Genomic DNA, 9,294 nt, shown 5'->3' on the forward strand with positions numbered 1-9,294 from the left:
TCGCGGCACTGATCCGCAGCACACGAGATCAAGGCGAAACCGCCGCCGCTTGCCTGACAAGGCTCGGGCCGGCCGGTATCGCCGAGGCTTACCGACAGGCCCAAACTGAAAAACGGAAATGAGCATGGCCGCCTACGACTACATCCATGACGGCACGGCGATCTACGAACGCTCCTTCGCCATCATCCGCGCCGAGGCCGATCTGTCACGCTTCTCCGAAGCCGAGGCCGATGTCGCCATCCGCATGATCCATGCCTGCGGCCAGGTCGAAGCATCAAGTCATTTCGTCTTCTCCCCCGATTTCGTTGCCGCCGCCCGCACCGCTTTGGCGGCGGGCGCGCCGATTTTCTGCGACGCCGAAATGGTCTCGCATGGCGTCACCCGCGCCAGGCTGCCGGCCGGCAACGAGGTCATCTGCACTTTGCGCGACCCGCGCACTCACGACATCGCTGGGCAAATCGGCAACACCCGTTCGGCCGCCGCGATCGACCTCTGGGGCGAACGCATGGCCGGTTCGGTGGTCGCCATCGGCAATGCGCCGACCGCGCTCTTCTACCTCTTGGAAAAACTGCGCGACGGCGCGCCGAAGCCTGCGGCCATCATCGGCATGCCGGTCGGCTTCGTCGGTGCTGCCGAATCGAAGGACGCGCTCGCCGAGAATTCCTACGGCGTTCCCTACGCCATCGTGCGTGGTCGGCTTGGTGGCAGCGCCATGACCGCCGCCGCGCTCAATTCATTGGCGAGGCCGGGCCTGTGAACGCCATTGCAAAAGGCCGTCTCGTCGGCGTCGGCACCGGTCCCGGCGACCCCGAACTGCTGACCCTGAAAGCCGCCCGCATCCTGGCCGAGGCCGATGTCGTGGCCTATTTCGCCAAGCGCGGCAACAACAGCAACGCGCGCGCCATCGTCGAAGCGCAGTTCCGGCCCGAAATGACGGAATTGCCGCTGCTCTATCCCGTCACCACCGAAATCGCCAGGGATCACGACGACTACCGGTCGCAGATCACGGCTTTCTACGAGGAATCGGCCGAGAAGGTCGCCGAACATCTCCAGTCAGGCAGAATGGTTGCGGTGCTCTCCGAAGGCGACCCGCTTTTCTACGGCTCCTACATGCATCTGCATGTGCGCCTCTTCAATCGCTTCCCCACCGAAGTCATTCCCGGCGTCACCGCCATGTCCGGCTGCTGGTCGCAGACCGGTATTCCCATCGTCCAGGGCGACGACGTGCTGACGGTGCTGCCCGGCACGATGAGCGAGTTCGAGCTGACGCGCCGACTGGCCGACACCGACGCCGCCGTCATCATGAAGGTCGGCCGCAACCTGCCCAAGATCAGGCGGGCGCTGGAGGCTACGGCCAAGCTGTCGCGCGCCGTCTACGTCGAACGCGGCACCATGGCGGGCAGCGTGTCGATGAGACTGGCCGACAAACAGGACGACAAGGCGCCCTATTTCGCCATCGTCCTGGTCGCCGGCTGGTCCGGCCGGCCAGGCACTGTGGGAGCGCAGGTATGAGCGGCCGTCTCACCGTCATCGGCCTTGGGCCCGGCAATGCCGATCAGGTCACGCCGGAGGCCAGCCGCGCTGTCGCCGAGGCAAAATTCTTCTATGGCTACAAACCCTATCTCGACCGGCTGGAGCTGCGCCCGGACCAGACCCGCGTCGCTTCCGACAACCGCGAGGAAGTCGCCCGCTCCAAGGACGCCTTGGTCAAAGCCGCCGAAGGCCATGATGTCGCCGTGGTTTCCGGCGGCGATCCCGGCGTGTTCGCGATGGCGGCAGCCGTCTGCGAGGCGATCGAGGCCGGCCCGGTTGAATGGCGGGCGGTCGATGTCACTGTGGTGCCCGGCATCACCGCCATGCTCGCCGTTGCCGCCCGCATCGGCGCGCCGCTCGGCCATGATTTCTGCGCCATCTCGCTGTCCGACAATCTGAAGCCATGGGAGCTGATCGAATTGCGCCTGCTGGCGGCAGCCGGCGCCGGCTTCGTCATCGCGCTCTACAACCCGATCAGCAAGGCGCGCCCCTGGCAGCTTGGCCGAGCCTTCGAGTGCCTGACCGCGATCCTGCCTGGTACCACGCCTGTGATTTTCGGCCGCGCCGCCGGCCGGCCCGACGAGCGCATCGAGGTCAATCTGCTGGCTGATGTCGAGGCTGAAAAGGCCGACATGGCGACCTGCATCATCATCGGCTCGCCGGAGACCCGTATCATCAAGCGCAGTGACAGACCGGCGCTGGTCTACACGCCGCGTTCGTCCACGGGGCGGACAAAATGATCGACCATCAGGGTCAGCGCTTCGACGGTTTCAGCCGCTGGAACGTCCGGCAAGGTCGGCCTGCGGACCATCACCACCTCTATGCCAAGCGCCCTTGCGGCGGCAATCTTGCCGTAGGTGGCCTCGCCGCCGCTGTTCTTGGACACGACGACATCGATGCGATGCTTTTCGAGCAGAGCGTGTTCTTCCGCCTGGCGGAACGGGCCACGTGCCAACAGATATTCGGCATCGGGCACGGCCAGCCTGGGCTCGACCGGATCGACACTGCGAATGAGATAGTGGTGCTGGGGTGCTGCTTCGAAAACCGCAACCTCTTGCCGGCCCAATGCCAAAAAAACGCGGCGTGGCGCAGGTCCAAGCGCTTGCACGGCATCGCCAGACGTATCGACCAGCGTCCAGCGATCGCCTTCGACAGGCTCCCAGCCCGGGCGCCGCAGGGCAAGGATCGGCACACCGGCGACGCGCGCGGCTTGTGCGGCATTGGCGGAGATTTGCGCGGCGTAGGGATGCGTTGCGTCGATCAGCAAATCGATATGCTTTTTCCGCAGATAAGCGGCCAACCCATCGGCACCGCCAAATCCTCCGGTTCGCACCGGCACGCCCTGTGCGATCGGGCTTTCGGTACGCCCGGCCAACGACAGCGTGACCGAGGCGCGCGCCGCCAGTTTTCCGGCCAGTTGCCGCGCTTCGGTGGTGCCGCCGAGGATCAGAATACGGTGGGTCATCATGCCTGCTGAGCATCAATCGCGAGCCGCCTGGCTGACGGTCGTCGGTATCGGCGAGGACGGTTTAGCGGGTCTCGGCGACGAGGCCAAGCAGCGGATTGCCCAGGCAGAGATCATCTTCGCCGGCAGGCGTCACCTGGCGCTGGTCGCGTCCTTCGCCAAGGGTGAGGCCCGCCCCTGGCCGGTTCCTTTCGATGTCGAGATGGGCGACGTGCTCGCCCTTGCCGGCAGGCGCGTCTGCGTGCTCGCTTCCGGCGATCCCTTCTTCCACGGCGTCGGCGCCACTCTCGCCCGCAAGGTCAAGCCACAGGAGATGCATGTCATCCCCGCGCCGTCAGCCGTTTCGCTGGCAGCCGCCCGGCTTGGCTGGGCGCTGCAGGACATCGAGACCGTCTCGCTGCATGGCCGTCCGCTCGACCTGATCCGGCCGCTGCTGCAACCATGCGCGCGCATTTTGGCACTGACGTCGGATAGCGATGCGCCTGCGGCAATCGCCCGCCTGCTCACCGAACTCGACTTCGGCGCCTCGCGACTGACGATCCTGGAGGCGCTGGGCGGGCCGAACGAGAGCTGGCGCTCGGTCCGCGCCGATGCCTTCGACCTCGAAAATATCAATCCGCTCAATGTGCTGGCGATCGAAATTGAATCCGGTCCGGATGCGCGCGTCCTGCCGCTCACATCAGGCCTTGCCGATCATCTGTTCGACCATGACGGCCAGATCACCAAGCGCGAAATCCGCGCCATCACCCTGTCGGCGCTGGCACCGAAGCGCGGCGAATTGCTGTGGGACATCGGCGCCGGCTCCGGCTCCATCGGCATCGAATGGATGCTGGCCCACCCCCTGATGCGCACGATTGCCATCGAGGCCGATCCGATTCGCGCCGCCCGCATCGGCCGCAACGCCGCCGCCTGTGGCGTTCCCGGCCTTGTCGTGGTCGAAGGCAGCGCCCCCAGGGCACTTGCCAAACTGGACACGCCGGATGCTATCTTCATCGGTGGTGGCGGCAGCGACGCCGGCGTGTTGAAGGTGGCTATAAAAGCGCTGCGCCCCGGCGGCCGGCTCGTCGCCAATGCGGTGACATTGGAGATGGAGGCCCTACTTCTCGCCCAGCATGTAAAACTGGGCGGCGATCTCACCCGGATAAGCATCTCCCGCGCCTCGCCGGTCGGCGCGATGCAGGCCTGGCGGCCGGCCATGCCGGTCACCCAATGGAGCTGGGTGAAGCCATGATGGTCGCGGGCATCGGTTGCCGAAAAGGCGTGCGTGTCGAAGACGTACTTGCGGCGATCGAAACCGCGCTCGAGGCCCATGGACTGGCGATGACAGCGCTGTCCGCGCTCGCCACAACTGAATTCAAACGCAACGAAGGCGCCATTTTCGCTGCCGGCCGTGAACTCAATCTCCCGGTGATAGTGGTGGATGTTGCCGGCGCCGAACCGTCGCTCCCCCTCACCCAGCCTCCGCTTCGCTCGGCTGACCATTCCGGGGCGAGCCACATGTCTCGCCCGTCCTTCGGACCCCCGGGGGGAGAGGAGTCTACCAGCGCCGCCGCCAGTCTTTTCTCCCCAAAGGGGAGAAGGTGGCCCGAAGGGCCGGATGAGGGGGCCGCCTCGCGCAACCTCTCGCAAGAACTCGCCGGCACGCCATCGGTTTCCGAAGCATCCGCCCTTGCCGTTGCCGGCGCCGGCGCCAGACTGCTCGGGCCCCGCACGGTGCTCGGCCCGGTCACCTGCGCCATCGCCATCAGTGGAGATGCGCCATGACCGTCCATTTCATCGGCGCCGGTCCCGGTGCCGCCGACCTCATCACGCTGCGCGGCGCGCGGCTGCTGGCGAGCTGCCCGGTCTGCCTTCATGCCGGCTCGATCGTCGCGCCCGAATTGCTGCAGCACTGCGCGCCGGGGACAAAGCTGATCGACACCGCGCCGATGTCGCTCGACGAGATCGAGGCCACCTATCTCGATGCTCATAAGGCCGGCCATGATGTCGCCCGTCTCCATTCCGGTGACCTGTCGGTGTGGAGCGCGGTGGCCGAGCAGATCCGCCGGCTGGAAAAGCACGGCATCCCTTATACGCTGACGCCGGGCGTCCCCTCCTTCGCCGCTGCCGCTGCAGCATTGCGCCGCGAACTGACCATTCCCGAAGTCGCGCAAAGCCTGGTGCTGACCCGCATTTCCGGGCGCGCCTCAAAAATGCCGCCCGGCGAAACGCTGGCCGGTTTTGGCCGCACCGGCGCCACGCTCGCCATTCATCTTGCCATCCACGCCATCGACCGCGTCGTCGCCGAGCTGACGCCGCACTATGGCGGCGATTGCCCGGTGGCGATCGTCTTCCGCGCCTCCTGGCCGGACGAGCGCGTGCTGACCGGCACGCTGGCGACGATCGAGGCGCTGCTGGCCGCCGATCCGATGGAGCGCACGGCGATCATCTTCGTAGGCCGCTCGCTGGCCGCGGAAGGTTTTGGCGAGAGTTCATTATACGACGCCCACTACCAGCGGCGTTTTCGCGGACGGGACGGATTGTGAGCGGCAGCACCAAAAATACCGGCGAAAACGCCACGCTCGAACAGGCACTGTCCCGGCTGAACTTCAAGCCGCGCCGGCTTGAGCCGGGTCACGTCTGGCTAGCCGGCGCCGGTCCCGGCGACCCCGGCTGCCTGACCCTGGAAGTGCTGGCGGCGTTGGCCGAGGCCGATGCGCTGGTCTACGACGCACTGGTTTCACCTGACGTTGTCGCAGTTGCCGAAAATGCCGAGCTTTTCTTTGCCGGCAAGCGCGGCGGAAAACCGTCGATGAAACAGGACGACATCACCGCCCTTTTGGTGCGGCTGGCACGCGACGGCCGCCGCGTCGTCAGGCTGAAGGGCGGCGATCCCTATATTTTCGGCCGTGGCGGCGAAGAAGCCCTGGCGCTGGCGCGGGAAGGTATTCCGTTTCGCGTCCTGCCCGGCCTGACATCCGGCCTCAGCGCGCTGGCCGCCACCGGCATCCCGGCCACCATGCGCGGCATCAACAAGGCTGTGATCCTGGCCACCGGCCATGCCGCCGGCACCGATGACGATCTCGATTGGGCGGCGATCGCCCGCACCGGCCAGCCTGTCGTCGTCTATATGGGCATGGCCAATCTGCCGCTGATATCAGCCGCCCTTCTCGATGGCGGGCTGGCGCCGTCGACACCGGCGGCTGTGATCGTCGCTGCGACGACGCCGCAGGAGCGAACCGTCGTCGCCACGCTCGCCACCATTGCCGAGGAAGCTGCAGCCGCCGGTCTTGCCTCGCCGGCGCTGATCGTCGTCGGCGGCATCGTTGCCATGCGCGCCGCCCTTGCGGGGCAAGCATGACGGCCCGCGCGATCATCATCGGCGCGCCGCGCTCCGGCTCCGGCAAGACCAGTGTCACCATCGGCATCCTGCGCGCACTGACCCGGCGCGGGTTGAAGGTGCGCGGCGCCAAATCCGGCCCCGATTACATCGACCCCGGCTTCCACACCGCCGCCACGGGACTGTCCGGCGTCAATCTCGACAGCTGGGCGATGCCGCCGTCGCTGCTCAATGCGCTCGCCGCGCAGGCGGCCGACGATACCGATTTCGTCATCCTCGAGAGCGCCATGGGCCTGTTCGATGGCATTCCGGCCTCGCCGGGCCGCACCGGTTCGGCGGCCGACCTGGCGCGGCTCTACGGACTGCCGGTGCTGCTGGTGCTCGACGTTTCCGGCCAGTCGACCACCGCGGCCGCTGTCGCCAAGGGTTTTGCCACCTACGATCCTGACGTGCGCATGGCCGGTGTCGTGCTCAACCGACTGGGCAGTGAGCGCCACCGCAAGCTGTGCAGCGAGGCCATCGAGGCGATCGGCCTGCCGGTCGTCGGCGCCATCCTGCGCGATCCCACGCTGAACCTGCCCGAGCGTCATCTCGGCCTCGTCCAGGCCGGCGAATATGACGACCTGATGGCGCATCTCAACCGGCTGGCCGACATGGCGGAAAAGTCGCTCGACCTCGATGCGATCATGGCCCTGGCAACGCCTCTCATCCCGGCGCCCGGCGGCTTCGCCGACGCATTGGCGCCGCCCGGCCAGCGGATCGCGCTGGCCGAGGATGCCGCCTTCACCTTCCTCTATCCGCATGTCGCCGCCACTTGGCGCAAGGCAGGCGCGGAAATCGTCGCGTTCTCGCCGCTCGCCGACGAAGCGCCCGACGAGGATTGCGATGTCTGCTGGCTGCCCGGCGGCTATCCCGAACTTCACGCCGGCCGTATTGCCGCTGCTGCGAATTTCCGTGCCGGGATGGCGCGGTTCGCCGAGATGAAGCCGATCCATGGCGAGTGCGGTGGCTTCATGGTGCTGGGCGAAGCGCTCGAGGACGCGTCGGGCGAAACACATGCGATGCTCGGTCTGCTCGGCCATTCCACCAGCTTCGCCAAGCGCAAGATGAACCTCGGCTATCGCGAGGCGCGGCTGCGCGCCGATTGCCCGCTGGGCTCGGCTGGGGCGCTGATCCGTGGCCACGAATTCCACTATGCGCAGATGACGGCGACAGGCAACGACGAGCCGCTGGCCGACCTTGCCGACGGCCAGGGCAATCCGATCGGCGCCTCGGGCTATCGGCGCGGCCATGTCAGCGGCACCTTCTTCCATGCGATTGCGAGGGGCTAGAGCATGAAGTTCAGGAATCTGGCCCTTTCACCGCGGCAGGTCGTCGACGACATCGCGCTTTGCCTGGTCTTCTTCACCAGGCTGCCGCTGCCCGTCTTCGATTTTCGCGGCCGCAGCCTTGCCGCCGCGATCTGGGCAGCCCCCATTGCCGGACTTGTCGTCGGCCTGATCGGCGCCATCGTCTTTGCCACGGCGGAACGGTTCGGCCTCGCCATGGGGCCGGCGGCCGCACTCGCGCTCGTGGCGACAGTGCTCGCCACCGGCTGCCTGCATGAGGACGGGCTATCCGACGTCGCCGACGGTTTTGGCGGCGGCAAATCACGCGGCCGCAAACTCGAGATCATGCGCGACAGCCGCATCGGCGCCTACGGTGCCATGGCACTGGGCCTGTCGCTGCTGATCCGCTGGAGTGCGCTTTCGGAATTCATCGATCCCACACAAGCGCTGTTTGCCCTCCTGGCCGCGCACGCGGCCTCGCGCGGCCTGCTTGGCGCCTTCATGCATCTGTTGCCTCCAGCGCGCGTCGACGGCCTCTCGGCCGATGCCGGCACCGTCTCGCAGGAAACCGCCATAGCCGGCGCCGTGCTCGGCGCGATCCCGCTGCTCCTGCTTGGACTGGGCGGCGCTATTTTCGCGCTGATCCTGCTTGGCCTGCTGTTTGTCGCCTTCCGCGCCCTTTGCCTCAACCAGATCGGCGGCCAGACCGGCGACACGATCGGCGCCTTGCAGCAGGCGAGCGAAATCGCGGTGCTTCTCGTCGCTTCCGTAGCTCTTTCCTGATCCCTTGGCCTGATTCTCTTGGCCTGATTCCTTTTCGGAGACTTTGCCCCCATGCCCTTCAAATCCCTTAGTGAATTGCGCGCCGCCTGCCTCGACCTGCCGGCCGGCAACGATGCCGCGGCCAATGCGGTCGCCCGCCGCCAGGACACGCTGACCAAGCCGCAAGGCAGCCTTGGCCGGCTGGAGACGATCGCCGCCTGGCTGGCGCGCTGGCAGGGCCGCGACATGCCAAAGCTCGACCGCGTCAAAGTCTTCGTCTTCGCCGGCAACCATGGCGTCACCGCGCAAGGCGTGTCGGCCTATCCCTCGGAAGTGACCGTACAGATGGTGGCGAATTTCGCCGGCGGCGGTGCCGCCATCAACCAGCTTGCCCGCATGGCCGGCGCCGAACTCGACGTCATTCCGCTCGATCTCGACCATCCGACCGGCGACTTCACCCAAGGTCCGGCAATGGACGAAGCGGCCTTTCTGGCAGCAGTCTCCACCGGCTATGATGCGGTGACGAAGGATCTCGACCTCATCTGCTTCGGCGAAATGGGCATCGGCAACACGACGCCAGCGGCTGCCATCTCAGCCGCGCTGTTCGGCGGCGGTGCGGAAAAATGGACCGGACGCGGCACCGGCGTCGACGACGCCGGCCTGAAGCGCAAGGTGGTCGCCATCGAAGCCGGCCTGAAGCGTCACGCCGCCGCCCTTGCCGACCCGCTTGCTATCGCTGCCGCACTCGGTGGCCGCGAACTCGCCGCCATCTTCGGCGCCACGCTGGCCGCTCGGCATCTCGGCATACCCGTGCTGCTCGACGGCTTCGTCTGCACCGCAGCCGCGGCCCCGCTGGCAAAGCTGCATCCAACCGGCCTTGCCCACAC

11 protein-coding genes are annotated in these 9,294 nt (G+C 66.8%); 10 read left to right on the plus strand and 1 reads right to left on the minus strand.

What is annotated here, in order from left to right; genetic code table 11:
• Positions 1–124 precede the first annotated feature (124 nt).
• The 3 genes from EN943_RS31060 to EN943_RS31070 are packed head-to-tail and all read left to right on the plus strand — an operon-like array spanning position 125 to position 2,273.
• Positions 125–757 carry a precorrin-8X methylmutase gene (locus EN943_RS31060; RefSeq protein ID WP_127415882.1) on the plus strand — a complete coding sequence of 211 codons (633 nt, stop codon included), beginning with the start codon at positions 125–127 and terminating at the stop codon, positions 755–757.
• On the plus strand, positions 754–1,512 hold the full coding sequence (locus EN943_RS31065; protein WP_127415883.1) for a precorrin-2 C(20)-methyltransferase: 759 nt from the start codon (positions 754–756) through the stop codon (positions 1,510–1,512). Before EN943_RS31060 ends, EN943_RS31065 begins: the two co-directional genes overlap by 4 nt.
• Positions 1,509–2,273 (plus strand): precorrin-3B C(17)-methyltransferase, encoded by a 765-nt coding sequence (locus EN943_RS31070; RefSeq protein ID WP_127415884.1) that lies wholly within the window; start codon positions 1,509–1,511, stop codon positions 2,271–2,273. The genes EN943_RS31065 and EN943_RS31070 overlap by 4 nt, the downstream gene beginning before the upstream one ends.
• Here EN943_RS31070 and EN943_RS31075 read toward each other — a convergent pair.
• Positions 2,237–2,998, minus strand: a complete 762-nt coding sequence (locus tag EN943_RS31075; protein ID WP_127415885.1) for a cobalt-precorrin-6A reductase — start codon at positions 2,996–2,998, stop codon at positions 2,237–2,239. The two genes, EN943_RS31070 and EN943_RS31075, sit on opposite strands and share 37 nt — an antisense overlap.
• Position 2,999: 1 nt before the next feature.
• Here EN943_RS31075 and cbiE point away from each other — a divergent pair, with 1 nt between their 5' ends.
• From cbiE to EN943_RS31115, 7 genes are all read left to right on the plus strand, one after another.
• Positions 3,000–4,229, plus strand: coding sequence for a precorrin-6y C5,15-methyltransferase (decarboxylating) subunit CbiE (gene cbiE / locus EN943_RS31080; RefSeq protein ID WP_127415886.1), 1,230 nt, complete (start codon positions 3,000–3,002; stop codon positions 4,227–4,229).
• Positions 4,226–4,762, plus strand: coding sequence for a cobalamin biosynthesis protein (locus EN943_RS38555; RefSeq protein ID WP_245476044.1), 537 nt, complete (start codon positions 4,226–4,228; stop codon positions 4,760–4,762). Before cbiE ends, EN943_RS38555 begins: the two co-directional genes overlap by 4 nt.
• Positions 4,759–5,523, plus strand: coding sequence for a precorrin-4 C(11)-methyltransferase (gene cobM, locus EN943_RS31095; RefSeq protein ID WP_127415887.1), 765 nt, complete (start codon positions 4,759–4,761; stop codon positions 5,521–5,523). Before EN943_RS38555 ends, cobM begins: the two co-directional genes overlap by 4 nt.
• The gene (gene cobA / locus EN943_RS31100; RefSeq protein WP_127415888.1) at positions 5,520–6,338 is read left to right on the plus strand and encodes a uroporphyrinogen-III C-methyltransferase; all 819 of its coding nucleotides are present in this window, start codon (positions 5,520–5,522) and stop codon (positions 6,336–6,338) included. The genes cobM and cobA overlap by 4 nt, the downstream gene beginning before the upstream one ends.
• Entirely contained in the window at positions 6,335–7,648 is a 1,314-nt protein-coding gene (locus EN943_RS31105; RefSeq protein ID WP_127415889.1) for a cobyrinate a,c-diamide synthase, read from the plus strand. Before cobA ends, EN943_RS31105 begins: the two co-directional genes overlap by 4 nt.
• Before the next feature lie 3 nt (positions 7,649–7,651).
• Complete coding sequence (gene cobS, locus EN943_RS31110; protein WP_127415890.1) at positions 7,652–8,428, plus strand: adenosylcobinamide-GDP ribazoletransferase; 777 nt, start codon at positions 7,652–7,654, stop codon at positions 8,426–8,428.
• Between the two features lie 51 nt (positions 8,429–8,479).
• On the plus strand, positions 8,480–9,294 hold an 815-nt coding region (locus EN943_RS31115), incomplete at its 3' end, for a nicotinate-nucleotide--dimethylbenzimidazole phosphoribosyltransferase (protein WP_127415891.1).

The organism is Mesorhizobium sp. M7A.F.Ca.US.006.01.1.1, assembly GCF_003997935.1.
Classification (GTDB): Bacteria; Pseudomonadota; Alphaproteobacteria; order Rhizobiales; family Rhizobiaceae; genus Mesorhizobium.

Excerpts from the sequence above, each read along its gene's own strand:
- EN943_RS31060 (WP_127415882.1), top strand. The coding sequence starts at position 125 with ATGGCCGCCTACGACTACATCCATGACGGCACGGCGATCTACGAACGC.
- EN943_RS31070 (WP_127415884.1), top strand. The coding sequence starts at position 1,509 with ATGAGCGGCCGTCTCACCGTCATCGGCCTTGGGCCCGGCAATGCCGAT.
- EN943_RS31075 (WP_127415885.1), bottom strand. The coding sequence starts at position 2,998 with ATGACCCACCGTATTCTGATCCTCGGCGGCACCACCGAAGCGCGGCAA.
- cbiE (WP_127415886.1), top strand. The coding sequence starts at position 3,000 with ATGCCTGCTGAGCATCAATCGCGAGCCGCCTGGCTGACGGTCGTCGGT.
- EN943_RS38555 (WP_245476044.1), top strand. The coding sequence starts at position 4,226 with ATGATGGTCGCGGGCATCGGTTGCCGAAAAGGCGTGCGTGTCGAAGAC.
- cobM (WP_127415887.1), top strand. The coding sequence starts at position 4,759 with ATGACCGTCCATTTCATCGGCGCCGGTCCCGGTGCCGCCGACCTCATC.
- EN943_RS31105 (WP_127415889.1), top strand. The coding sequence starts at position 6,335 with ATGACGGCCCGCGCGATCATCATCGGCGCGCCGCGCTCCGGCTCCGGC.
- cobS (WP_127415890.1), top strand. The coding sequence starts at position 7,652 with ATGAAGTTCAGGAATCTGGCCCTTTCACCGCGGCAGGTCGTCGACGAC.